A 23,595-nucleotide genomic window follows, 5' to 3' on the forward strand; every position below is an offset into this window, starting at 1 on the left:
CTCAGGCGCCCTTCCGTCGTTCCGTCGGCTGCGTCACGCGGTCGAGCGTCAGCCCCAGGCAGACGATCGCTGCGCCCGCGACCAGGCCGGTCGCCAGGTCGCCCTGGGCCAGGCCGAAGACCACGTCGTAACCGAGCGCTCCGCCGCCGACCAGACCGCCGATGATGACGACGGCGAGTACGAGGACGACGCCCTGGTTCAGCGCCAGCCGCAGCGCGGGCGCGGCGAGCGGCAGTTGGACCTGGCGCAGCTGCTGGCCACCGGTCGCTCCGAGCGAGCGCGCCGACTCCAGCGCGGCCGCGTCGACCTGCCGCAGCCCCTGGGTGGTGATGCGGACGACGGCGGGCAGCGCGTAGACCACGGCGGCGGCGACCGCCGGGGCGCGGCCCACGCCGAACAGGGCCACGACGGGGATCAGGTAGACGAACTGCGGGAGCGTCTGGAACACGTCGAGCACCGGCCTGAGCAGCGCCTCGAAGCGGGAGCTGCGGGCGGCGGCGATCCCGGCGGCGAAGCCGATGACCAGGGTGACGGCCACGGCTGCCAGCACCTGGGACAGCGTGTCGAGCGAGGGCTTCCACACGCCGAGGACGCCGATCGCGGCCATCGCGAGTACGGCGGTCAGCGCGGTCCGCCAGGTGCCGATGAGCAGCGCGAGCGCGGCGACGACCAGCAGCAGGGCCCACCAGGGCAGGGCCTGGAGGCCGCCGCGCAGCGGGTCGAGGATCCAGGTGGTGAAGTGCCCGGCCCAGTCGGCGGTGCCGCCGATGACGGGGACTCCGGAGTAGAGGTGGTCGGTCATCCAGTCGACGACGCGGTTCACCGGTTCGGCGATGGCCACGGTCCCGCCGGACGGCCAGTCGAGCCGGCCCGTGAGGCGCCCGGCGACGGCGACGAGTGCGACGCCCAGCGCGACGAGGGACCAGCCGCGCCAACCGGTGCGGTAGCGGGGTCCGTCCGTGCGGTCGAGGCCGGAGCCGGCCGCGTTGGTCGTACGGTCCAGCACCACGGCGAGCAGCACGATGGGCAGCCCGGCCGCCAGCGCCGCGCCGACGTCGACCGAGGCGAGTGCCTGGTAGACGCGGTCGCCGAGGCCGCCGGCGCCGATCACGGACGCGATCACGGCCATGGAGAGCGCCATCATGATCGTCTGGTTGAGGCCGAGCAGCAGTTGCTTGCGGGCGAGCGGCAGCCGGGCCGTCAGCAGCCGCTGCCGCGCGGTCGCGCCGAGCGAGGCGACGGCCTCCATGACACCGCCGTCGGCCTCGCGCAGCCCGAGTGCGGTGAGGCGGGCCATGGGAGGCGCCGCGTACACGACGGTCGCCAGGACCGCCGCCGGGACGCCGATCCCGAAGATCAGCACGACGGGCAGCAGATACGCGAAGGCGGGCAGCACCTGCATGGTGTCGAGCAGCGGGCGCGTCATCCGGTGGAACCGGTCGGACAGCCCGGCCGCGAGTCCGAGCAGCGCGCCGAGCACCACGGACGCGGTCACGGCCACCACCATCAGCGCGAGCGTCTGCATGGTCGGCACCCACATGCCGAGTGCGCCGCAGAGGGCGAAGGCCACGGCGGTGGTGAGCGCCAGTCGTACGCCGGCGACCCGCCAGGCGATCAGCCCGGCCGCCGCGGTGACGCCCGCCCAGCCGACGGCGAGGAGCAGCAGGTACACGGCGCGTACGGACAGCACCACGGCGTTGCTGACGTGCCCGAAGAAGTAGAGGAAGAGGGGGTGGTGGTCGCGGTTGTCGATGATCCATTCGCTGGCGTCACCGAGCGGCCCGGAGAGGTCGACGGTGAGCGCGTCGGGCCAGGCGGTCGAGCCGGACCAGCGGGTGAGGGCGAGCGGGACAAGGACGGCGGCGAAGACGGCGAACGGCAGGAGCTTGCCGGTGACCGTACGGTTCGCGAGCAGGGCGGACGGGCCGCCGCGCCCGGCGGGCGCGGCGGTGGGAGAGGCGGTGGTCATCGCAGCGCGGCCGCCTCTCCGGAAGCGGTATCGGCCTCGGGCGAGGGCGCGGGCGCGGGCGCGGTCCCGGCCGCAGCCCCGGCTCCGGCTACCGCCCCGGCCCCGGCCGGCGTGTCGGCCGCGGCGTCGGCTCCGAGCGGCTCGGCCGTACCGGCGACGACGCCGAGCAGCCCCTCCCGGTCCACGACCCCGAGCAGCCTGCCCCGGTCCATCACGCGCGCCGCCGGGTCACCCGAGCGCGCGACGGCCTCGATCGCCTCGGAGACGGTCGCGGACGGCGCCAGCGCGGGACCCGAGGCGGTGTCGCCCGGCTCCGGGTCGCGCATCGCGGTACCCACCGTGATCACCTGCTCGCGCGGCACATCGCGGACGAAGTCGCGTACGTACGCGTCGGCGGGCCGGCCGACGATCTCCTCGGGCGTGCCGAGCTGGACGACCCGGCCGTCGCGCATCAGCGCGATACGGTCGCCGAGGCGCAGCGCCTCGTTGAGGTCGTGGGTGATGAAGACCATCGTGCGGTGCTCCTCGCGGTGCAGCCGGATGACCTCCTCCTGCATCTCGCGCCGGATCAGCGGGTCGAGCGCGCTGAACGGCTCGTCGAACAGCAGGACTTGAGGGTCCACCGCGAGCGCGCGGGCCAGTCCGACGCGCTGTTGCTGACCGCCGGAGAGCTGGCCGGGCCTGCGGTCCTCCAGCCCTTCGAGGCCGACCTTGACGACGACCTCGGCGGCCTTCTCGCGGCGTTCGGCGCGGCCCATCCCCTGGATCTCCAGGCCGTAGGCGACGTTGTCGAGCACGGAGCGGTGCGGCAGCAGGCCGAAGTGCTGGAAGACCATGGCGGCGCGGTGGCGGCGCAGTTCGCGCAGCCGGGTCCTGTCCATCGACAGGACGTCCTCGCCGTCGATGGCGAGCGTGCCGGAGGTCGGCTCGATGAGCCGGGTCAGACAGCGGACGAGGGTGGACTTGCCGGAGCCCGACAGGCCCATGACGACGAAGACCTCGCCCTTGCGCACGTCGAAGGAGACATCGCGTACGGCGGCGGTGCAGCCGGTGCGTTCGCGCAGCTCGGCCGGGGTGAGCGCGGCGAGTTCCGGGTCGGCGGGGACGCGCTCGGCCTTGGGGCCGAAGACTTTCCACAGGTCGCGGACGGCGAAGACCGGCGGGCGCTCCGGCACCTCGGACTCGGTGCCGGGCGGGGTGAGGTCCTTGCCGGCGACGTCCGCGCTCCCGGCTGTCCTCGTACCCGTACCCGTACCCGCACGCGTACCGGCGCCCGCGTCCGCAGCCGTTCCCGCGTCCGTAGCCGTTCCCGTGCCCGTGCCCGTGCCCGTGCCTGTTCCTGTGCCCGTGCTGCCGTTGGTCTCGCTCATCGGTTCAGCCCTTCCTCGTCGGCGGTGGCTCCCGTGAGCAGTTCCGCGCACTTCTCCCCGACCATCAGGACTCCGATCATGGGATTCACCGCGGGCATCGTCGGGAAGACCGAGGCGTCGGCGATGCGGATGCCGTCGAGCCCCCGGATTCTCAGTTCGGGGTCCACGACGGCCTGTTCGTCGGTGGCGGCGCCCATCCGGCAGGTGCCGGCCGGGTGGTAGACGGTGTGCGCGCACTTACGGGCGTACTCGCTCAGTTCTTCGTCGGAGGTGATCCCGGGCCCGGGAGCGACCTCCCGCTTCAGCCAGTGGGCCAGCGGCTCGGACGCGGCGACCCGGCGGGCGATCCGGATGCCGTCCACGAGGGTGCGGCCGTCGTAGTCGTCCTCGTCGGTGAAGTAGCGGAAGTCCAGGGCCGGTTTGACCTCGGGGTCGGCGCTCGTGAGGTAGAGCCGGCCTCTGCTGCGCGGCTTGGGGATGTTCGGGGTCATGGACACGCCGTGCTCGGGGCGTTCGTACCCCAGTCGCTCCGGATGGTCGGTGAAGGGGATCTGGTAGAAGTGGAACATCAGGTCGGGCCCCTCGGCGGCCGGGTCGCGCCGGACGAACAGACCCGCGTCGGAGTCCATCGCGGAGTTCTCCGGGATGGGCCCGTCGGTCTCCCAGACGATCACCGACTCGGGATGGTCGAGGAGGTTCTCCCCGACGCCGGGCAGGTCGTGGACGACGGGTATGCCGAGCTTCTCCAGGTCGGCGCGGGGGCCGATGCCGGAGTGCAGCAGCAGCCGGGGCGTGTCGACGGCCCCGGCGCAGACCAGGACCTCGCGGCGGGCCTCGATCAGCCGCTCCTCGCCGTCCGCCGTCCGTACCCGTACGCCGGTGGCGCGGGTGCCGTCCAGCTCCAGCCGGTAGGCCCAGGTCTCCAGCAGGAGACGGAGGTTGGGGCGGTCGAGGAAGGGGTGGAGATAGGCGACGGAGGCGGAGGAGCGCTTGTTGTCCTCCGGGTGGTAGGCGAGATCGAAGAAACCGGCGCCCTCGTGGAAGGGCTGCCGGTTGAAGCCCTCGACGCGCGGGACGCCCAGCGCTTCCTGCGCCGCGTCGACGAAGTCGCGTGCGATGGCGTTGCGGTCGCGCTCGTCGACCGGCACGACGTTGTTGCGCAGCCGCCCGAAGTACGGGTCCATCGCGGCGGCGTCCCAGCCCTCGGCGCCGGCGGCGGCCCACTCGTCCCAGTCGGACGGCAGCGGCTTGAACGCGATGAGCGTGTTGTGCGAGGAGCAGCCGCCCAGCACCCGGGCCCGGCTGTGCCGGATGTGCGAGTTGCCGCGCGGCTGTTCGGTGGTCGGGTAGTCGTAGTCCAGCTCCCCGCCGAGCAGCCCCATCCAGCGGCGCAGGGTCAGCACGTCCGGGCGGTCGACGTCGGAGGGGCCGCCCTCGATGACGGCGACGCTGAGGTCCGGATTCTCGGTGAGCCGGGAGGCGATCACCGAGCCGGCGGTGCCGCCCCCGATGACGACGTAGTCGTACTGGGCGTCGTACTCGGCCGTGGATGCCATGCGTGTTCTGCTCCTCTGCTGGAGGTGTGACGTGACGATCTCGGCCCGGGGGCGGGTCGGGGAAGGCTCCGGGGGTGGGCCGGGCGACGGCCCGCCGGCCCGGCCCGCGAGCGGTTCGACGGCCCGGCCCGGGGGGCCGGTCAGCCCGCGAACCAGCGCACCGGGCGCGGCTCCAGGTTCTGGTAGACGTGCTTCGCCTCGCGGTACTCGGCGAGCCCGGCCGGCCCCAGCTCGCGTCCGATGCCGGACTTGCCGAAGCCGCCCCACTCCGCCTGCGGGAGGTAGGGGTGGAAGTCGTTGATCCACACGGTGCCGTGGCGCAGCCGCCCGGCGACCCGCCGCGCGCGCCCCGGATCGGCGGTCCAGACGCCGCCGGCGAGCCCGTACTCGGTGTCGTTGGCGAGGGCGACGGCCTCGTCCTCCGTACGGAACGTCTCGACGGTCAGGACGGGACCGAAGACCTCCTCCCGTACGACGCGCATCTCGCGGTGGCACTGGTCCAGCACGGTCGGCCGGAAGAAGTAGCCGCCCTCGGGCCGTACGTCCGACGGGTCGGGACGGCCGCCGCCGACGCGCAGCACGGCGCCCTCGGCGAGCGCGGAGGCCACGTACTCCTCGGTCCTGGCGAGCTGCGCCGCCGAGACGAGCGGCCCGCACTCCACGCCCTGCTCGGTGCCCCGGCCCAGCCGGATGCGGTCGGCGCGGCGGGCGAGTTCCGCGACGAAGCGCTCGCGCACCGACTCCTCGATGATCAGGCGCGAACCGGCGGAGCAGACCTGGCCGCTGTGGATGAAGGCCGCGTTCAGCGCCTGGTCGACGGCGGTGTCGAAGCCCTCTTCCGTGGCGCAGGCGTCGGCGAAGACGACGTTGGGGTTCTTGCCGCCGAGTTCGAGGGCGACCTTCTTCACGCCGGGCGCGGCGGCCTGCATCACCTTCGTACCGCTGCTGAGCCCGCCGGTGAAGGAGACCAGGTCGACATCGGGGTGCGCGGACATCCGGGCGCCGACCGGGTCGCCGGCGCCGGTCACGAGATTGGCGACGCCCGGCGGCAGACCGGCCTCGGCGAGGAGGTCGATGAGGTCGACCGTGGAGAGCGGGGTGATCTCGCTCGGCTTGATCACGAAGGTGTTGCCCGCGGCGAGCGCCGGGGCGATCTTCCAACTGGCCTGGAGCAGCGGGTAGTTCCACGGCGTGATCAGTGCGCAGACGCCGACGGGCTCGTGCACGACCACGCTGTGGACGGTGTCGGAGCCCGCGTCGACGACCCGGCCGCCGCTCTCGTTCATCACGAGGTCGGCGAAGTAGCGGAAGGCATCGGCGACGCAGTCGACGTCGACCCGGCCCTCCTCCACGGTCTTGCCCGAGTCCCGGCTCTCCAGCAGGGCTATCTTCTCCCGGTTGCGGACGAGCAGCTCGGCGGTGCGCCGCAGCAGCCCGGCCCGCTCGGCCACCGGGGTGCGGGGCCAGGGGCCCTCGTCGAATGCCGTACGGGCCGCGGCGATCGCAGCGTCGGCGTCCTCGGCCCCTCCCTCGGACACGACGGCGAGCACCGTCGCGTCGGCGGGGTCGAGGATGTCGCGTGTGGCGCCGGAGGCGGCTTCACGCCACTTTCCGTCCACATGAATCGTCTGTTGTGCCGACACGTCGCGTATTGCCTTCCCTAACCGGAACGTTCCCCACCAGCGAGAACTGGCGATCCCGGCGCCTGCCCCGAGGGGCGGAAAGCATGCGTGACCCCTGACCGAAAGTGCTCAGAGTCACGCGGCGGGGCGCGCCCCGGCGCGGGGCGCGGCTGTCCCGCCGGGCCGCGCCCCGCATCGGTCCGGCTGCTCACCACCGACTATTGACTACTGGTCCGCCGGCTCGTCCCGGAGCAGCAGACCGGCCACCCACAGCGGCATGAGCCAGTGCACGAGGAACGCCCCGGCCAGGGCGGGGACGAGCAGCGCGCCTATCCGCACGTCACCGAGCCCACCGCCGTCGAGCCCGCCGCCGTCGAGCCCGCCGACCGCGACGGCGCCGAGGGCGGCGGCGAGCAGCACCAGCGTGGTCACCCGGTGGGCGCGCGCCAGCACCCGGTCACGTTCGGCGAGCTGCCGCTCGTCGAGGACCCGGCCGCGCAGCTCCAGCAGCCCGCGCGTCGCGCTGTTGAGCACGCCGGTCGCCAGACACCAGGGCAGCAGCAGCCCGAGCATCACGAAGAGGGGCCAGGTCCGGCCGGTGAACTCCGCGACGAACGGCGCCGATCCCCCGAGCACGCTGAGTACGACATGCGCCCCGACCACCCCGCGCCTGCGCCCGGCCGTCGCGTGGAACGACCGCGCCCCCTCCCTGTTCATCAGCGCCACCATCCGCCGGTCGTACGCCGTCGGCTCCCACGTCTCCCGTGCGCTCATCACTGCTTCCTCCCGTAGACCTCGTCGGTGAGCGGGCTGAAGGGCTTCAGGGAGAACAGCGCCTCCACGGGCAGACCGAAGAACTCCGCCACCCGCAGCGCCAGATCGAGACTCGGGTTGTACTGGCCCCGCTCGATGTAACCGATGGTCTGGTAGTGGACCCCCACCGCCTCGGCCAACTGCTGGCGGGACACCTTCCGCTCAGCCCTGACAACCGCCAGCCTGTTGTGCACCTGCTCGCTCATGTATAAGAAGTACTACATTTGAGCGCAGGGACGCAACAGCACTGCTCCAGCGCGGGAGTCCCCCCACTCAGCGCGCCCCGGCGCAGGGCGGCCCGATCCCGCCCGCATCACCGCCGGGATCCTCGGGGCCGGGCCCCCGATTCCCCCCACCCCGTCACGAGGAGTGACGAGGCGCATTGGTTAAGTTGTTGTCCGTACCGAGTCATCCGTACGCGTACACAGCACACAGCCTGCGATCGAACACCCGCTCGGCGCCCCTGCGCGACGCCGGGCGGGCCCAGCACAAGGGGGGAAATTTGTCGCTCCAACCGGGATGGGCCCAACGCATCGCGGCAGCGGACTCGCCGGATTCCGCCGTCCCTGCCGTCCCCGCCGCCACGACCAGACTCAACGGCCTTCCCACCGAAGGCGGAGGCGGCGGAGGATCGGGCGGGTCGGGCGGATCGGGCGGGTCGGGGGACCTTCAGGTCACGTACGAGGACCTCGGCGCGATCGGGCATGAGGCCCATCTGCTGCACGGCCGGCTGATCAAGGACGGTGACGTCGCGCGCGAGAGCAGCTTCAAGGCCGGAACAGCCCTGGGCAACCACGGCTTCGACCTGGGGACCGAGTTGAGTACGACCGCCGAGCTGTGGGAGTCGAAGGTCAAGACGCTCCTCCAGGCGTGCGCGCACATCTCCAACCATCTGAAGTACTCGTCCACGACCCACGCCGACCAGGACAGCGAGATCGCCGCGTCCCTCAGACGGCGGGACGGCAGCCCCGTACCCCCGTCGAAGATCAACGACCTGCTCACCTAGGGAGGACCGCAGCATGGCGAAGCTCACGCTCGACGATCTCCGTCAGGTGTCGTTCACATCGCTCGCGGAGGCCGTGGCCGACTGGCAGGACATGGTGGGCCGGCTCGACAAGCTGGCCGACTCGGCCAAGGACGAGATGGCGGCAACCTCGGACAAGGCCAGATGGGCCGGCGAGAACGCCGGGGTGACGAAGCCGTTCGTACGCAAGACGGCGAAGGAGTTCCGGGACGCGCACGCCGAGGCGAGGAGCGTCTGGGAAGTCCTCGACGACGGCCACCGGGAACTCACCAAGATCCAGGCGGACCTCAAGAAGGCCGTCGATGTGGACGCCGCCACCCTGGGCGTCAAGGTCGAGGACAACCGGGACGGCACGGTGCGCTGCTTCTTCCCGCACGTACGCGGCGACAGCGACGCGCGTACCCAGCAGCAGCTCGACGACGCACAGGCCCTCGCCACCCGGGTGGCCCGGCTGATCGCGCACGCGGACGAGATCGACGACTCCGTGGCCCGCGCGCTGCGCAAGAGCCACGGCAATGACAGCCACGACTTCGGGCACTCCACGTACACGTCCCTGGACGACGCCCAGCAGGAACGGTCGCTGGAACTGGCCCGGCTGGGCCCGAAGATGACCGACAGCCAGCTCGCCGAACTCAACACGCACCTCAAGTTCAACGCCAGGGACCCGGAGTTCACGACGGCGTTCTTCACGGGCCTGGGCGGACCGGAGGAAGCCCTCAAGTTCTACGGTCTGATGTCGCTCGACGGCACCGAGGGGACCGACAAGGAACGTCTCGCCCTGACGAAGGAACTCCAGCGCGGCCTGGGCACCTCACTGGCGACAGCGACCGACCCGGACAACAAGACGCATCTCCCCGCGAGCTGGGGCGCGGAGTTCCGCAAGCTCGGCACACAGCCCGTCCGGCTCTATCCCGGTTCGATGAACGACCCGTACGGATACCAGATCCTGGGCGGAATGCTCAGGTACGGAAACTACGACGCGCGCTTCATCAACCCGATCGCGGAACACATCACCCAGCTCCACCACGACGATCCCGACAAGTTCATGCTGAACAAGCCGGTCGGTATCGCGGACCTCGACTACGGCTTCAACCCGTCGGGCCGGACGGGCGCCGGATACGACCCGCTGACCAGCGTGCTGGAGGCGCTGGGACACAGCCCGGAAGCCTCGCTGAAGTTCTTCTCGGAAGAGACGACGCCCACGGTGTACCGGGAGGACGGCACCGTCGACAAGAACGCGATACTCGACTACCGCTATCTAGACGACTTCCTCAAGAAGGACTTCAAGTGGCCGCCGGACACACTGGCCATGCCGTCGGGGGACATCAAGGACGCCTTCAACCACGGCCCCGACGCCCTCGGCCACGCCCTGGAGTCAGCGACCACCGGCCGCCCGTACGACAGCGGCGCCACAGCGGACGCGGTCAGACACTCCCCGGAGGCGGCGCGGCTCACGGAGCGGCTGGTGAGCGCCTTCGGCGACAGCCCGGGGCTGTTGCAGCACAACGAGAACGGCGATCTCGACAGCGTGGACTCGGGACCGCTGTACGCGATGCGCGACAGTCTGGGAAACATCACGGCGGAATACATGGGCGATTTCCAGCGTGCTATGTATGAGGGGCAGAGCGACGCCGACCTCCCCTCCTTCGGCGAACCGGCTAACTTGGATTCGAATCAGACGGAGAGATTCCTCTCTGCGGTCGGGCAGGATCCAGACGCCTACGCATCGATCACCAGCGCGCAACAAGCGTATTCTTCGCAACGAGTTGACGACGTCATCAATGGCCAGAGCAATTCATCCGCATCCATCGACGGCCGTGTGCGCGATGCCGTAGCACCTGGAGCCACGATGGCCGGCATCATGAGTCAGGCCCGCGGCCAGGCCGTACTCGACTACCACTCAGCCAGCGACGCGGAGTTCAACGCGGCAGCGGAAGAAAACGCCGCCTGGGTGAACCGCATCGTCGGTATGGGCATCGGTTCGGTAGCAGAGCGCGTACCCCTTGGGGGTGAGGTTTTGGGCTGGCTCCAGGAAGACATCACCGCGAGCGTATTGGAGAGCATCGCACAGGACTCCACCGAAGAAGCTCAGGGCGAATCGAGCCGCAGCTACACAGAGGGCCGTGTCTCGATCATCCATGCCTCGGAGGCGGCCGTCACCCGAGCCGCGATGAACAATCCCGACATCCACCCGGATACGGTCGCCGATCTCAAACGCTCCGCCCGCACCCAGGCGGGCGACAGTCACAGCGCGGGAGCCCAATGGAATTCGGCAGGACATTCATGAACAGGCCCTCGGCACTGATGGCCCTGACTCTCGCCCTCGGCGCCACGCTTTCGGGATGCGGTGGAGAAGAGAGAGAATACGCCGTACCGAAAACACTGTGCGATGTTCCGGTGGATTCCAGCCTTCTGGCACCCCTCCTCCCACCGGGAAAGAAAGTTCGCGTCAACATAGGACACTACAGTTCGGGGGTCCCACAGGAGAACTGCGAAGTGCTGATTGACGGAGAAGTATGGCTCACTATCTACGGCAGATGGGAAAAAGCCGGAGTCACCGCTCTCGAAGCAACGTACCGTAATCGCGGCCGGGGCCTTGAACACAGCAGCGACAACGGTAAATTTGTCTCCTGGGACAGAGGCGCCGCAACCGTCGTCGCCTGCCCCAGCGCGAAATGGAAAACCGAGGACTTCTCCATCGTCGCCAGCGCCGTCCACCGGACAGAATTCGAGGCGAACGAGAAAGCCATCAAGGAATTCCTCGTCTCCTACAGCGAGGCATTCGCCGCGAAGCCCTCATGCAAGAGCGGTACCTGAAGATCGGTACCTGAAAGACGACCGCCCCCGGCAGCCTGGAACGGCTGCCGGGGGCGGTCGGAGGTCCGTACGGCGCGCGACGCGGGCGCGGAGCCGGGACGGGGTGCGGTCAGATCAGGCCCAGCTCGCGGACCGCGTCGCGCTCCTCCGCCAGCTCCTGGACCGAGGCGTCGATGCGGGTGCGGGAGAAGTCGTTGATCTCCAGGCCCTGGACGATCTCGTAGGCGCCGTCCTTGGTGGTGACGGGGAAGGAGGAGATCAGGCCCTCCGGCACGCCGTAGGAGCCGTCCGACGGGATGCCCATGGAGGTCCAGTCGCCCGCTGCGGTGCCGTTGACCCAGGTGTGGACGTGGTCGATGGCCGCGTTGGCGGCGGAGGCCGCGGAGGACGCGCCGCGGGCCTCGATGATCGCAGCGCCGCGCTTGGCGACGGTCGGGATGAAGGTGTCGGCCAGCCACGCCTCGTCGTTGACGACCTCGGCGGCGTTCTTGCCGGCGATCTCCGCGTGGAAGATGTCCGGGTACTGGGTGGCGGAGTGGTTGCCCCAGATCGTCAGGCGCTTGATGTCCGAGACGGCCGCACCGGTCTTCGCGGCGAGCTGCGAGATCGCGCGGTTGTGGTCGAGGCGGGTCATCGCGGTGAAGCGCTCGGCCGGCACGTCGGGGGCGGCGGAACGGGCGATCAGGGCGTTGGTGTTGGCGGGGTTGCCGACGACGAGGACCTTGATGTCGTCCGCCGCGTGGTCGTTGATGGCCTTGCCCTGCGGCTTGAAGATGCCGCCGTTGGCGGAGAGCAGGTCACCGCGCTCCATGCCCTTCGTACGGGGGCGGGCGCCGACCAGCAGGGCGACGTTCGCGCCGTCGAAGGCGACGTTCGGGTCGTCCGTGATCTCGATGCCGCTGAGCAGCGGGAACGCGCAGTCGTCCAGCTCCATCGCGGTGCCCTCGGCGGCCTTGAGGCCCTGCGGGATCTCAAGCAGCCGCAGCTTGACCGGCACATCCGCGCCGAGCAGGTGCCCGGAGGCGATGCGGAAGAGGAGTGCGTAGCCGATCTGGCCGGCCGCGCCGGTGACGGTGACATTCACGGGAGTGCGGGTCATGGCGATCTCCGTAAGACAGCTGGCGGTGGCGGGGGTCCCTGCCCCTTGGTGCGGGACATCTCCCCCATCCCCATCGCCGAGACGAATCTTGATGTGAAGAGATATCCGGCGGCCAGGCTATCGGACCCGGCTCAGCGCTCACCCATGCCCCCTTTGTGGCACGGCTCACGCGCCCCTCGCATGCGGGTCCGGCACCGGTACGGCCTGATGCGGCGCCCGGCCCCGGTCCCCGTGCGCGGAGTGTGCACGGGGAGCGGGGCCGGGCGTACGGGGCCGGGGCCGGGCGGCGGCTACGGCACCGTCGAGTGGACGATGTCCTCCAGGAACGGGATCTCCAGCCACGGTCCGGGCTGGGTCATCAGCGAGAGCATGACGATCGCCACGCCCAGCAGGCCGTACGTCAGCATGTCGGTGAAGCGCGAACGCACCGCGAGCATGCCCACGGACGGCATGACGCGCCGCAGGGCCGCGCCGCCGATCAGCGCGAGACCGATCAGGATCGTGCCGATCCGGAACGCCTCGGCGAAGGGGTGCAGTCCGACGATCAGCAGCCCCAGACCGATCGTCCCGAGCACGCTGAGCAGCGGCCACTGGCGGGCCGGCGCGGGAGCGTCGCGCGGGGCGGCACGGCCGCCGCCCTCGGGACGCGCCGTGTCCTGGGTGAGCGAGAAGCGGCTGCCGGGCTCGGGCTGGTCGGGGGCGTCGCCCCCGACCGTCGCCGAATCGGCGGATTCTGCGGAATCCGAGGAATCCGCGGAATCGGCCGGAGTCCCGGGCGCCTCGGACGCGCCGGACGCGCCGGAATCCGCTGCTTCCCCGGAGGGAGCCGTTTCCGCCTCACCAGCCGGGCCCGCCTCACCGGCCGACTCCGACTCCGACGCCCCGGCCGCCTCCGAAGCCGAGCGCGGTGCCGCCTCCGAAGCCGAGCGCGCTGCCGCCTCCGGTGCCCGCTCAGCCGGAGCGACCGCCGTACCCGCCGCCTCCGGCGTGCCTTCGCTCCCCGTAGCAGCGGCCCCCGCCGCCGTGCCGGGCACCGACGCCCGCCGCGACCGCGCCGCGCCGTCCGCGCCCGTACCAGCGGCGCTCGTACCAGCACCCATGAGGTGGTGCCCCTTTCCGGTTCGGCTCGCGCTCAGCCCGCGTCCCCGACAGCGGCGCGTTCGGCCGCCTCGACGACATTGACCAGCAGCTGCGCGCGGGTCATCGGGCCGACGCCGCCCGGGTTGGGCGAGATCCAGGCGGCCACGTCCGCGACGCCCGGGTGGACATCGCCGACGATCTTGCCGTTCTCGTCCCGGCTGACGCCGACGTCGAGGACCGCGGCGCCCTCCTTGACGTCCTCGGGCTTGATGATGTGCGGCACCCCGGCCGCGGCCACGACGATGTCGGCCTGCTTGAGGAGCGCGGGCAGGTCACGTGTGCCGGTGTGGCACTGGGTGACCGTCGCGTTCTCCGACTTGCGGGTCAGCAGCAGCGGGATCGACCGGCCGACCGTGATGCCGCGGCCCACGACGACGACATGCGCGCCGTTGATCTCGACGCCGTGGTGGCGCAGCAACTGGATGATGCCGTACGGGGTGCAGGGCAGCGGCCCCTCCTCGTTGAGCACCAGGCGGCCCAGGCTCATCGGGTGCAGCCCGTCGGCGTCCTTGGCCGGGTCCATCAGCTCCAGGACCCGGTTGGTGTCGATGCCCTTGGGCAGCGGGAGCTGGACGATGTACCCCGTGCACTCGGGGTTGGCGTTCAGCTCCGCCACGACCGCCTCGATCTCCTCCTGGGAGGCGGTGGCGGGCAGTTCGCGCTGGATCGAGGCGATGCCGACCTGCGCGCAGTCGCGATGCTTGCCGTTCACGTACCAGCGGCTGCCCGGGTCGTCCCCGACGAGCAGTGTTCCGAGTCCGGGAGTGATCCCGCGTTCCTTCAGGGCCGCCACGCGGACGGTCAGATCGGACTTGATCGCGGCTGCGGTGGCCTTGCCATCGAGAATCTGGGCGCTCATACCCCCATCCTCGCGGATGACCCCTCCGCTGTTCCAATCCGGTCGGCCGCCGGCTCCCGTACGCGCCTCCCGGTCACCGCTGGTCACACGGGTGATCACGCGAGGTCGCCGCCCGGACCGGGCCGACCTGCGGCGGAGCGGGTTGCACTTGCACAACGGCCACGGAATGCGACTGGACAAGATTGGGCTGTTGATAACACGATTACCGCGCAGCGCGCGGCCGGCGTATCGGGGGGCGGACCGCTCAGTTCTGAGAAGTTCCTCCACGCGGGCCTCGCCGTCCCCGCACCACCCAACGGAGGAAATCCCCATGAGCTTCGGCGACCCGAACAACCCGTACGGCCAGCAGGGCCAGCCGGGTCAGCAGCAGCCCGGATACGGCCCGCCCCAGGACCAGCAGCCGGGTTACGGCTACCCGCAGCAGGCCCCGCAGGGCGTACCGCCGCAGGGGTACGGATACCCCCAGCAGCCGGGCCAGCCGTACGGCGCCTACCCGCAGCAGCAGCCCGGGTACGGCGGCGCCATGCCGGAACTCGCCCACTGGGGCCTGCGGGTGGGCGGCAAGCTCATCGACGGACTGCTGTACCTGGTGCCGTACGTCCTGTTCCTCTACGGCGCCAACACCAGCGGTGGCGTCACCCCGATTCTCGCCGTCATCGGGGCGCTGGGCATGCTCGCCATCTTCGTCTGGCAGCTGATCCAGGAGGGCTCGACCGGTCAGACGGTCGGCAAGAAGGTCGTGGGAATCCGGCTGCTGCGCGAGAGCGACGGCCAGCCGATCGGCGCCGGCATGGCGTTCCTCCGCACCCTCGCCCACTTCCTGGACAACATCGCCTGCTACCTGGGCTGGCTGTGGCCGCTGTGGGACCAGAAGAAGCAGACGTTCGCCGACAAGGTCTGCTCGACGGTGGTCATCAAGTCGCAGTGAGGGGAGCCCGTTCAACGGCTCCTCGACACGGCGAAGGCCGCGCTCCCTCGACGGGAACGCGGCCTTCGCCGTAGCAGCGGGATCGCAGCGACCGCCCCGGACCGGCGGCGGTCGCTGCGGTCGCTGCGGCCGCTCAGTGGAAGAAGTGGCGCGTCCCGGTGAAGTACATCGTCACGCCCGCCTTCTTCGCCGCCTCGACGACCTGCTCGTCCCGGACCGAACCGCCGGGCTGCACAACCGCCTTGACGCCCGCGGCCAGCAGGATCTCCAGGCCGTCGGGGAACGGGAAGAACGCGTCGGAGGCCGCGTACGAGCCGCGGGCCCGCTCCTCGCCCGCGCGCTCGACCGCGAGCTTCGCGGAGTCGACGCGGTTGACCTGGCCCATGCCGACGCCGACCGAGGCACCGCCCTTGGCGAGCAGGATCGCGTTGGACTTGACCGCGCGGGACGCCTTCCAGGCGAAGGCCAGCTCGCGCAGCCCGGCCTCGGAGAGCGCCTCACCCGTGGCGAGCGTCCAGTTGGCCGGGTCGTCGCCGTCGGCCTGGAGCCGGTCGGTGACCTGGAGCAGCGCGCCGCCGTCGATCGGCTTGACCTCGACCCGTGCCGAGGGCGCGGCGGGACAGCGCAGCACGCGGATGTTCTTCTTGCGGGCCAGCACCTCGACGGCGCCGTCCTCGTAGCCGGGCGCCACGATGACCTCGGTGAAGATCTCCGCGACCTGCTCGGCCATCGCGACGGAGACCGGACGGTTGACGGCGATCACCCCGCCGAACGCGGACAGCGGGTCGCACTCGTGCGCCTTGCGGTGCGCCTCCGCGACGTCCTCACCGATGGCGATGCCGCACGGGTTGGCGTGCTTGATGATCGCGACGCAGGGCTCGGCGTGGTCGTACGCGGCACGGTGCGCGGCGTCCGTGTCGGTGTAGTTGTTGTACGACATCTCCTTGCCGTGCAGCTGCTCGGCCTCGGCGAGGCCGCCCTCGGCGCTGGTGTAGAGCGCGGCGGGCTGGTGCGGGTTCTCGCCGTAACGGAGCACGTTCTTACGGGTGTACGTGGCGCCCAGGAAGTCCGGGAAGCCCCCGCCGTCGGTGTCGGCGGCGTAACCCTCCGCGAACCAGGAGGCGACGGCCACGTCGTACGCGGCGGTGTGCTGGAACGCCTCCGCCGCGAGGCGCTTGCGGGTCGTCAGGTCGAACCCGCCGTCCTGGACGGCGCCGAGGACATCCGCGTACCGCTCGGGGCTGGTGACGACGGCGACCGAGGGGTGGTTCTTGGCGGCGGCGCGGACCATCGAGGGGCCGCCGATGTCGATCTGCTCGACGCACTCGTCGGGTGTGGCGCCGGAGGCGACGGTCTCGCGGAACGGGTAGAGGTTCACGACGACCAGGTCGAACGGCTCGATGTCCAGCTCGGCGAGTTGGGCGCGGTGCGCTTCGAGCCGCAGGTCGGCAAGGATGCCGGCGTGGACGCGCGGGTGCAGCGTCTTGACCCGGCCGTCCAGGCACTCGGGGAAGCCGGTCAGCTCCTCGACCTTGGTGACCGGGACCCCGGTGGCGGCGATCTTCGCGGCGGTGGAGCCGGTCGAGACCAGGGTGACGCCCGCCTCGTGCAGCCCGCGCGCCAGCTCTTCCAGACCTGTCTTGTCGTAGACGCTGACCAGGGCCCTACGGATGGGCCGCTTCGTACCTTCGGCGGTCACAGGATCGTTACCTTTCGTCCCTCAATGCGGTAGCCGTGCCGGGCCAGACGCCCCACGACCTCGACGAGCAGGCGTCGCTCGACTTCCTTGATGCGCTCGTGGAGAGCGTCTTCATCGTCCTCGTCCCGCACCTCGACCACGCCCTGCGCGATGATCGGGCCGGTGTCGACACCGTCGTCGACGAAGTGGACGGTGCAGCCGGTGACCTTCGCTCCGTAGGCGAGCGCCTCGCGCACGCCGTGGGCACCGGGAAAGCTGGGGAGCAGTGCGGGGTGGGTGTTGACGAACCGCCCGCCGAAGCGCGCGAGGAACTCCTTCCCCACGATCTTCATGAAGCCCGCCGAGACCACCAGGTCCGGCTCGTACGCCGCGACCGCCTCGGCGAGCGCCGCGTCCCACTCGTCCCGCGACCCGTAGTCCTTGACGCGCCGGACGAACGTCGGCAGCCCGGCGCGCTCGGCACGCTCCAGACCGGTGATCGCGCCACGGTCCGCGCCCACGGCGACGATGTGCGCCCCGAACGCGGCGGGGTCGCCGCCGATGGCGTCCAGCAGAGCCTGGAGGTTCGTACCGGAACCGGAGACGAGGACCACCAGCCGTACCGGGCGGGCGGGCGGGCCGGCCGAGGAGGACGGGGCGGACGGGACGGGCGGCGAGGCCAAGACGGGCGCCTTTCTCGGGGCGGGCACGGCCTCTCGGGGGCGTGCGGCGTTGTGTGGACGGCGACTTGGCGCGACGGTTCGACTTTGTGCGGTCGTACGAACGAGTCACGTTCCCGAATACGGGGAACTCTACGAAGGGGCCGACCGTCAGCAACGATACCGGCAGTTCGAGCGGCCCCCAAGGGACGGGGGCCAGGGCCCTGCCACCGTCCGCCGGGCGGTGATCATGGTCTGACGCCCCTTGACGACAAGTTCTGGGCCGGGAGGTAGCGTCAGGGGACAGGGTCTGTCTCCCGGACGGACCATGACGAGAGAAGACCCCCGCGCGCAGGGTCTGAGGGGAAGACGTTCACCAGATGCCGGACCGACGCCGCCGCACGGCGCTCCACCTCCCGACGCCCTCTGGGCCGGTGCTGCTGCCACGGGAACGCCAGTCCTCCTCCACGGGCGCCTCGGGCGCCTCGGGCGCCTCGGGGTCATCGGACTCCCCGGGAGCACCGGACTCGCCGGACTCGCCGGGGCCGTCGGGGTCCGCCGGGTCCGCCGGGTCCGCCGGGTCCGCCGGGTCCGCCGGGTCCGCCGGGTCCGCCGGGTCCGCCGGGTCCGCCGGGTCCGCCGACGACAATCCGTTCGCGGCGCCGCCCGAGGGCAGGCCCGACCAGCCCTGGCAGCCGCGTCACCCCGCCAACGGCGATTCACCCGACGCCGATTCCGGCTCCGGTTCCGACACGGGCTCCGGCCGGGGCGGCTGGGGCAGTCAGTGGAGCAGCCGCCAGCCCGGCCGCTCGTCGGGCGGCTTCGGCAGCCGCCCCGGAAACCAGAACGGACAGAACGGGCAGAACGACCCTGGCAGCGGCAAGGACGGCCCCGAAGGCGGTCGCGGCGGGCTGCGCTGGGACCCGACGGACGTGTCCCAGCGCCGGGCCCGGTACGCGCTGCTCGCCGGCATGTGGGCCCTGTTCTTCGTGCTCTTCGACCTCCCGGAGATCGCGCTGCTCCTCGGCTCCCTGGCCGTGTACTGGGGCGCCAGCTCGCTCCGCAACAAGTCGGACAAGGCACCGGAGGAAGGGGAGAAGGCGGTCACCGGCGGCTCCTCCCCGGCTCCGGTACGGATGGAGAAGACCCCGCCCGCCGGGGCGCGGACCGACCCGTGGTCGGGCCGGGACAGCGCCGACCGGGAAACGTCCCCGGCGGCCACCCGGCCGCAGACGACAGCCGCCGTGAGCGGTCTGGTGGCGGCCGGCATCGCCCTGGTGTTCGTGGCGACGACCTTCACCGTGCAGCTCGTCTACCGCGACTACTACTCCTGCGTGAACGACGCCCTGACGAAGACCGGCCAGCTCTCGTGCAACGAGCTGCTGCCGCATTCGCTGGAGCCGGTGTTCGGCGTGAAGGAGTAGCGCCCCGCGCGCGAAAAACGCCCCGCCGTGCTCTCCGGGCCAGAAGGTCCGGACGCACGGCGGGGCGTTTTTCGCGCGCCATCAGCGCCGCCGGTCAGCCGCCGTCACCGCCGCCCGCTCGCCCGCCCTCACCGCCGTCCGCTCGCCCGCTCCCGCCGAAATCGCCGTCGTCGCCGGAGGGCGATTGCGGCGGTTCCGCCCGCGGGGCCGGGCCCGAAGCCGGAGTCCCGGCCGGGATCACGGCCGGGGTGGTGGCCGAGGTGGTGGCCGAGGTGGCGGGGGTTGCCGCGGGGAAGTCGGCCATCAGACCGCCCGACGCCTCCTTGAACGAGGCCCAGCGCGCCTCCCGGGCCCCGCGCTCGTGCCAGGCGTCGGCCGGCAGGAACTCGTACGGCTCGTCGCCCGGACCGTCCAGGACCCCGACGCCACCCGTCGCACCGGTACCGCTACCGGCAACCGCACCGCTTACGGCGACACCGGCGCCCCCACCCGAGCCGGCACCGGCACCGGCACCCGATACGGCTTCGGCGCGTGCGCGTGCGCGTGCGCGTGCCCGTGCGCCTACGCCTGCGCCTGTGCGCCGCCGCCAGGGCGCCCACCGTCGGCCCCGCCCGCCCGCGGAACCGTCCTCGGCGGCCCCGGCCGTCCCTGACCCCCCGGCGTCGGCGGCTCGGCCGATGGTCTCCGGATCCTCCCGCTCAGCCGCGCGGAAGCGGCCCGCCCGCCGCTCCCGGAGCCGCCAGGCCCGCAGCAGCAGCGCCGTCGGCACCCCTAGGGTCGCCGTCCACACCAGGGCGGCGGCGCCCGTCCGCCACCACACCGGGCCGAAGGCCGCCAGATCCGCGGTCCCGAGCGGGCCCCCCGACATCGCCGCCAGAATCGCCGTCAGAACGGCGCAGACCACAGCCGCGAGGGCCGCGGCCGACGCGGTGGCCCGCGCCCCCCACGCCTCCTCCCGTACGGAGAACGGCGGCGCCGCGGCACGGACGGTGAACCAGGCCACCGTCAGCCCGGCGGCGACCGGCACCGCGCCCGCCGCCCAGTTCAGCGCGGTCCCGGTGCCGCTCGGCACCGCCGCGAGAAGCGGGAAGGACGGGAGCGCGGGGTTGCCGACGACTCCGAGAGGGGTGGCGGTCGCGGCCGTACCGAGCGCGAAGCCGGGTCCCAGGCCGTAGGCCGCGCCCCAGACCGCCGCGTTCGGCACCAGGGCCAGCCCCAGCAGCAACAGCGCGAACCGCCCCGACCAGTCCCCGGCGAGCCGGGTGAACGACGCGTGGGCCGGGTCGGTGTGCCAGCACAGGGAGGCCCCGACCAGCAGCGCGCCGCCGCCCAGCAGCAGCAGAACGGCCGCGGCCCCGGCCCGCACCCCAGCGGCGGTCCTGCGACGCGTCTCGGGCGCCCACACCGTACGGACCAGCACCGCCCGCACACCCCCCGGCAGCCACAGCGGCAGTGGACCGCGCGCCCGGCCACCGCCCGCGCGCCAGGCCCCGGCCGTCGCGGACAGCAGGGTCAGCAGCGGCAGCGCGAGGGCGGCGCGCGCCGGGGGCGCGATGAGCGGCCCGTCCGCCGCCCAGAGCACAACCGCCCCGCCGACCAGCAGATATCCGCCGGACACCGTGCAGACCGCGCCGATCGCGGTGAGCTGCGGGCGCCCCTCGTCGGGTTCGAGCGTGTCCCTCGCCGCCCGGTACACCAGCCAGACCGGCAGGGCCGTGAGCAGCAGCGGCACGACACCGAGCGGCGCGGGGGCGCCGGAGAGCGTGTCGGGGCGCACCAGTTCGACTCCGTGCGCCAGCAGCCACAGCCCGGCGGCCACCCGCAGTCCGGGGCCCGCTCCGCTGTCGGGGTACGGCGAGATGATCCACATCGCCATCACGAGCACGGCGAGTGCGCCGAGCCCGACGCCGGCGGCGAGGGCTCCACGGAGAAAAGAGGTGGTCAGCGCGGCGGCCCGGCCACGCTCCACGGCCGAGGCCGAGGACAACGGCGTGCCGCGATCGGTCAATTGGGTCACGTCGCCATGCTGCCCACGACACGCGCCTTATCCGCGTAACAGGCGAATACTCGCCGTGTCGCTCAATATACGTTTATGTGCTTTTATGCCAAGGACAGGGCTGCGGGGAGTCCCACATGACGCAGAACACCACGCGGAGCGCCGCCGAGCCGGCCGCCACCGCCATCCCCGGCACTCCCGACGCCTCCCTGCCCTCCCCCACGGAGCGCCGCAGACTGCGCGAGGCGAAGTCGCTGACCGAGAAGCAGGTCGCGACGGCGGTGGGTGTCACCCGGTCGACGATCCGGTCCTGGGAGACCGGCCGTACGGCTCCCCGAGGGCGCAAGGGGGAGACGTACGCCAAGCTGCTCGCCGGGATCGAGAGGGAGCTCCGGGAGAAGGCGGCGCAGGCGCGGCGGGCCGAACGGGAGGTGGTGAAGGCGGCCCAGGCACGCTCGGCGGCGCGCCTGCACAGCACACACGGCTCCCGGCCCGATGACCCGGCGCCGGACGGTACGGGTGCGGGAGCCGTCTGTCCGGAGGCGAAGGAGCGGTCCCCGGCACCGGCACCGGTCCCGGCCACGGCCCGCCCCGCCACGGGGACGGAGACCGCGACCGAAGCTGAGGCGGTGGCGGTGGCGGGCGCCGACCGTGAGGCGGACTGCGCGAGCGCGGCCGAGGAAGGGCCCGGTACCGACGTCACGGCCGCCCCCGTACCCGTACCGGACACGCCCGACCAGGCGTTCGACGCGCTGTACACCCACTCCGCGCCCTCCCTCGCCCGCCAGGCGTTCCTGCTCACCGGGCGGCGCGCGCTGTCCAAGGAGTCCGTCGAGCAGGCGTTCCATCTGGCCTGGCAGCGCTGGCCGGAGGTCGCCGTCGACCGGGACCCGGCGGGGTGGGTGCGGGTCGCGGCGTACGAGTACGCCATGTCGCCCTGGCACAAGATGCGGCGCGCGCATCGTCGCCCCGACCGGGCCGGGCCGGGCGAGCGTCAGGGGCCCGGCGCGAAGGCGCTGCACGAGGCGCTGCTGGCCCTGCCGCCCTCGTACCGGCGCACGCTGCTGCTCTACGACGGGCTGGGGCTGAATCTGCCGGAGACCGCGGCCGAGACCGAGGCGAGCACCCCGGCCACCGTCAACCGGCTGACGCACGCCCGCGACGCGGTCGCCGCGCGGCTGCCCGAGCTGGCCGATCCCGCTGTGCTGCACGAGCGCCTCGACGCGCTCGCCCGCACGGTGACGCCGCCGAAACTCGCCCCGCCCCTCACCGTACGGTCGCGCAGCGAGCGGCGGATCCGGCTCTGGACGCGGGCCGCCATCGCCTTCACGGCGCTGATCCTCGGGGCCACCTCCTTCACGCTGGCCACCGCCCCGACCCATTACGAACCCCGGCTCGCCCCGGCCGAGCCGGTCGGCGGGGTGCCGGTCGCCGCGGGTCCGCAGCGGCTGAGCGCGCAGGACCTGAAGCTGCGCGACCGGCTGCGCGCCGCACCGATGAACGGCCCGTACCGTCTCCTGCCGCGACCGGTCTGAGGAGACGGTGGGGCACGGCCGTCCCGAGCACGCACGGTCGTTCCGGGGACGGCCGTCCCGGCGCACGCACGGCCGTCCGCGAGCGCGTCACCCGCCGGGGGCGGCGGGGCGGCGGGGCGGCGGGGCGGCGGCAGTACGGAGCCGGAGCCGCGTACGCGCGTGGGCCCGCACCCCGGTCGGGGTGCGGGCCCACGCGCGTGGTGCCGAGAGCCCAGGGCTCAGCCGGCGAGGATGGCGCGGGCGAGCCCGGCCGTCTCGGTCGGCGTCTTGCCGACCTTCACACCGGCGGCCTCCAGGGCCTCCTTCTTCGCCTGGGCCGTGCCGGAGGAGCCGGAGACGATGGCGCCGGCGTGGCCCATGGTCTTGCCCTCGGGCGCGGTGAAGCCCGCGACGTAGCCGACGACCGGCTTGGTGACGTTCTTCGCGATGAAGTCGGCCGCGCGCTCCTCGGCGTCGCCGCCGATCTCGCCGATCATCACGATGAGGTCGGTCTCGGGGTCGGCCTCGAACGCGGCGAGGGCGTCGATGTGCGTCGTACCGATGACCGGGTCGCCACCGATGCCGACGGCGGACGAGAAGCCGATGTCGCGCAGCTCGTACATCATCTGGTAGGTCAGCGTGCCGGACTTGGACACGAGACCGATGCGGCCGGGCTTGGTGATGTCGCCCGGAATGATGCCGGCGTTGGACTGGCCCGGGGTGATGAGCCCGGGACAGTTGGGGCCGATGATGCGGGTCTTGTTGCCCTTGACGCCCGCGTACGCCCAGAAGGCGGCGGAGTCGTGGACGGCGATGCCCTCGGTGATCACGACGGCGAGACCGATCTCGGCGTCGATCGCCTCGACGACGGCGGCCTTGGCGAAGGCCGGCGGCACGAAGACGACGGAGACGTCGGCGCCCGTCTTCTCGATGGCCTCGGCCACGGAGCCGAAGACGGGTACGGCGGTGCCGTCGAAGTCGACGGACGTACCGGCCTTACGGGGGTTCACGCCACCGACGATGTTGGTGCCGTCGGCGAGCATGAGCTTGGTGTGCTTCATGCCGGTGGCGCCGGTCATGCCTTGGACGATGACCTTGCTTTCCTTGGTCAGGAAAATAGCCATGGT

The 23,595-nt window shown here is 72.0% G+C and carries 19 protein-coding genes; 6 read left to right on the forward strand and 13 right to left on the reverse strand.

Features of this window, described 5'->3' with window-relative positions; genetic code table 11:
- Position 1: 1 nt before the first annotated feature.
- The 6 genes from ACFY6S_RS14650 to ACFY6S_RS14675 form a co-directional block, all read right to left on the reverse strand.
- Complete coding sequence (locus ACFY6S_RS14650; protein ID WP_388815931.1) at positions 2–1,969, reverse strand: ABC transporter permease subunit; 1,968 nt, start codon at positions 1,967–1,969, stop codon at positions 2–4.
- Positions 1,966–3,339 (reverse strand): glycine betaine/L-proline ABC transporter ATP-binding protein, encoded by a 1,374-nt coding sequence (locus tag ACFY6S_RS14655; RefSeq protein ID WP_388815933.1) that lies wholly within the window; start codon positions 3,337–3,339, stop codon positions 1,966–1,968. The genes ACFY6S_RS14650 and ACFY6S_RS14655 overlap by 4 nt, the downstream gene beginning before the upstream one ends.
- A complete protein-coding gene (locus tag ACFY6S_RS14660; protein WP_388815935.1) occupies positions 3,336–4,895 on the reverse strand; it encodes a GMC family oxidoreductase in 1,560 nt (519 codons plus the stop codon). The genes ACFY6S_RS14655 and ACFY6S_RS14660 overlap by 4 nt, the downstream gene beginning before the upstream one ends.
- Before the next feature lie 140 nt (positions 4,896–5,035).
- The gene (locus ACFY6S_RS14665) at positions 5,036–6,538 is read right to left on the reverse strand and encodes an aldehyde dehydrogenase family protein (protein WP_388815938.1); all 1,503 of its coding nucleotides are present in this window, start codon (positions 6,536–6,538) and stop codon (positions 5,036–5,038) included.
- A gap of 204 nt (positions 6,539–6,742) precedes the next feature.
- A complete protein-coding gene (locus ACFY6S_RS14670; RefSeq protein WP_388815941.1) occupies positions 6,743–7,291 on the reverse strand; it encodes a hypothetical protein in 549 nt (182 codons plus the stop codon).
- Positions 7,291–7,536, reverse strand: coding sequence for a helix-turn-helix transcriptional regulator (locus ACFY6S_RS14675; protein ID WP_388815944.1), 246 nt, complete (start codon positions 7,534–7,536; stop codon positions 7,291–7,293). The genes ACFY6S_RS14670 and ACFY6S_RS14675 overlap by 1 nt, the downstream gene beginning before the upstream one ends.
- Before the next feature lie 296 nt (positions 7,537–7,832).
- On the opposite strand from ACFY6S_RS14675, the gene ACFY6S_RS14680 reads away from it, so the two are divergent.
- From ACFY6S_RS14680 to ACFY6S_RS14690, 3 genes are read left to right on the forward strand one after another with little or no spacing between them, the layout of a single operon-like run.
- Entirely contained in the window at positions 7,833–8,336 is a 504-nt protein-coding gene (locus ACFY6S_RS14680) for a hypothetical protein (protein WP_388815947.1), read from the forward strand.
- A gap of 13 nt (positions 8,337–8,349) precedes the next feature.
- The gene (locus ACFY6S_RS14685) at positions 8,350–10,641 is read left to right on the forward strand and encodes a hypothetical protein (RefSeq protein WP_388815948.1); all 2,292 of its coding nucleotides are present in this window, start codon (positions 8,350–8,352) and stop codon (positions 10,639–10,641) included.
- Positions 10,617–11,171 (forward strand): hypothetical protein, encoded by a 555-nt coding sequence (locus tag ACFY6S_RS14690; protein ID WP_388815951.1) that lies wholly within the window; start codon positions 10,617–10,619, stop codon positions 11,169–11,171. The genes ACFY6S_RS14685 and ACFY6S_RS14690 overlap by 25 nt, the downstream gene beginning before the upstream one ends.
- A gap of 109 nt (positions 11,172–11,280) precedes the next feature.
- On the opposite strand, the gene ACFY6S_RS14695 is transcribed toward ACFY6S_RS14690, so the two are convergent.
- From ACFY6S_RS14695 to ACFY6S_RS14705, 3 genes are all read right to left on the reverse strand, one after another.
- Entirely contained in the window at positions 11,281–12,270 is a 990-nt protein-coding gene (locus ACFY6S_RS14695; protein ID WP_388815954.1) for a malate dehydrogenase, read from the reverse strand.
- Between the two features lie 290 nt (positions 12,271–12,560).
- Entirely contained in the window at positions 12,561–13,370 is an 810-nt protein-coding gene (locus ACFY6S_RS14700; protein WP_388815957.1) for a DUF3017 domain-containing protein, read from the reverse strand.
- A 32-nt stretch (positions 13,371–13,402) separates the two neighbouring features.
- Entirely contained in the window at positions 13,403–14,269 is an 867-nt protein-coding gene (locus tag ACFY6S_RS14705) for a bifunctional methylenetetrahydrofolate dehydrogenase/methenyltetrahydrofolate cyclohydrolase (RefSeq protein ID WP_388815960.1), read from the reverse strand.
- Positions 14,270–14,579: 310 nt separating this feature from the next.
- On the opposite strand from ACFY6S_RS14705, the gene ACFY6S_RS14710 reads away from it, so the two are divergent.
- Positions 14,580–15,197, forward strand: coding sequence for an RDD family protein (locus ACFY6S_RS14710; RefSeq protein ID WP_388815963.1), 618 nt, complete (start codon positions 14,580–14,582; stop codon positions 15,195–15,197).
- A 133-nt stretch (positions 15,198–15,330) separates the two neighbouring features.
- Here the strand turns inward: ACFY6S_RS14710 and purH are convergent, their stop codons facing one another.
- The gene (purH, locus tag ACFY6S_RS14715) at positions 15,331–16,896 is read right to left on the reverse strand and encodes a bifunctional phosphoribosylaminoimidazolecarboxamide formyltransferase/IMP cyclohydrolase (protein ID WP_388815965.1); all 1,566 of its coding nucleotides are present in this window, start codon (positions 16,894–16,896) and stop codon (positions 15,331–15,333) included.
- The gene (purN, locus tag ACFY6S_RS14720) at positions 16,893–17,558 is read right to left on the reverse strand and encodes a phosphoribosylglycinamide formyltransferase (RefSeq protein WP_388815968.1); all 666 of its coding nucleotides are present in this window, start codon (positions 17,556–17,558) and stop codon (positions 16,893–16,895) included. Before purN ends, purH begins: the two co-directional genes overlap by 4 nt.
- Positions 17,559–17,914: 356 nt before the next feature.
- On the opposite strand from purN, the gene ACFY6S_RS14725 reads away from it, so the two are divergent.
- Positions 17,915–18,958, forward strand: a complete 1,044-nt coding sequence (locus ACFY6S_RS14725; RefSeq protein ID WP_388815971.1) for a hypothetical protein — start codon at positions 17,915–17,917, stop codon at positions 18,956–18,958.
- 94 nt (positions 18,959–19,052) lie between these two features.
- On the opposite strand, the gene ACFY6S_RS14730 is transcribed toward ACFY6S_RS14725, so the two are convergent.
- Positions 19,053–20,975 carry a DUF6350 family protein gene (locus ACFY6S_RS14730; RefSeq protein ID WP_388815974.1) on the reverse strand — a complete coding sequence of 641 codons (1,923 nt, stop codon included), beginning with the start codon at positions 20,973–20,975 and terminating at the stop codon, positions 19,053–19,055.
- 116 nt (positions 20,976–21,091) lie between these two features.
- On the opposite strand from ACFY6S_RS14730, the gene ACFY6S_RS14735 reads away from it, so the two are divergent.
- The gene (locus tag ACFY6S_RS14735) at positions 21,092–22,489 is read left to right on the forward strand and encodes a helix-turn-helix domain-containing protein (protein WP_388815976.1); all 1,398 of its coding nucleotides are present in this window, start codon (positions 21,092–21,094) and stop codon (positions 22,487–22,489) included.
- A 218-nt stretch (positions 22,490–22,707) separates the two neighbouring features.
- On the opposite strand, the gene sucD is transcribed toward ACFY6S_RS14735, so the two are convergent.
- Positions 22,708–23,592 (reverse strand): succinate--CoA ligase subunit alpha, encoded by an 885-nt coding sequence (sucD, locus tag ACFY6S_RS14740; RefSeq protein WP_388815978.1) that lies wholly within the window; start codon positions 23,590–23,592, stop codon positions 22,708–22,710.
- Between the last annotated feature and the right edge of the window lie 3 nt (positions 23,593–23,595).

The sequence above is a fragment of the Streptomyces sp. NPDC012835 genome (assembly GCF_042900885.1).
Taxonomy (GTDB): Bacteria; Actinomycetota; Actinomycetes; order Streptomycetales; family Streptomycetaceae; genus Streptomyces.

Excerpts from the sequence above, each read along its gene's own strand:
- ACFY6S_RS14650 (WP_388815931.1), bottom strand. The coding sequence starts at position 1,969 with ATGACCACCGCCTCTCCCACCGCCGCGCCCGCCGGGCGCGGCGGCCCG.
- ACFY6S_RS14655 (WP_388815933.1), bottom strand. The coding sequence starts at position 3,339 with ATGAGCGAGACCAACGGCAGCACGGGCACAGGAACAGGCACGGGCACG.
- ACFY6S_RS14660 (WP_388815935.1), bottom strand. The coding sequence starts at position 4,895 with ATGGCATCCACGGCCGAGTACGACGCCCAGTACGACTACGTCGTCATC.
- ACFY6S_RS14670 (WP_388815941.1), bottom strand. The coding sequence starts at position 7,291 with ATGAGCGCACGGGAGACGTGGGAGCCGACGGCGTACGACCGGCGGATG.
- ACFY6S_RS14675 (WP_388815944.1), bottom strand. The coding sequence starts at position 7,536 with ATGAGCGAGCAGGTGCACAACAGGCTGGCGGTTGTCAGGGCTGAGCGG.
- ACFY6S_RS14685 (WP_388815948.1), top strand. The coding sequence starts at position 8,350 with ATGGCGAAGCTCACGCTCGACGATCTCCGTCAGGTGTCGTTCACATCG.
- ACFY6S_RS14690 (WP_388815951.1), top strand. The coding sequence starts at position 10,617 with ATGGAATTCGGCAGGACATTCATGAACAGGCCCTCGGCACTGATGGCC.
- ACFY6S_RS14695 (WP_388815954.1), bottom strand. The coding sequence starts at position 12,270 with ATGACCCGCACTCCCGTGAATGTCACCGTCACCGGCGCGGCCGGCCAG.
- ACFY6S_RS14700 (WP_388815957.1), bottom strand. The coding sequence starts at position 13,370 with ATGGGTGCTGGTACGAGCGCCGCTGGTACGGGCGCGGACGGCGCGGCG.
- ACFY6S_RS14705 (WP_388815960.1), bottom strand. The coding sequence starts at position 14,269 with ATGAGCGCCCAGATTCTCGATGGCAAGGCCACCGCAGCCGCGATCAAG.
- ACFY6S_RS14710 (WP_388815963.1), top strand. The coding sequence starts at position 14,580 with ATGAGCTTCGGCGACCCGAACAACCCGTACGGCCAGCAGGGCCAGCCG.
- ACFY6S_RS14725 (WP_388815971.1), top strand. The coding sequence starts at position 17,915 with ATGCCGGACCGACGCCGCCGCACGGCGCTCCACCTCCCGACGCCCTCT.
- ACFY6S_RS14735 (WP_388815976.1), top strand. The coding sequence starts at position 21,092 with ATGACGCAGAACACCACGCGGAGCGCCGCCGAGCCGGCCGCCACCGCC.
- sucD (WP_388815978.1), bottom strand. The coding sequence starts at position 23,592 with ATGGCTATTTTCCTGACCAAGGAAAGCAAGGTCATCGTCCAAGGCATG.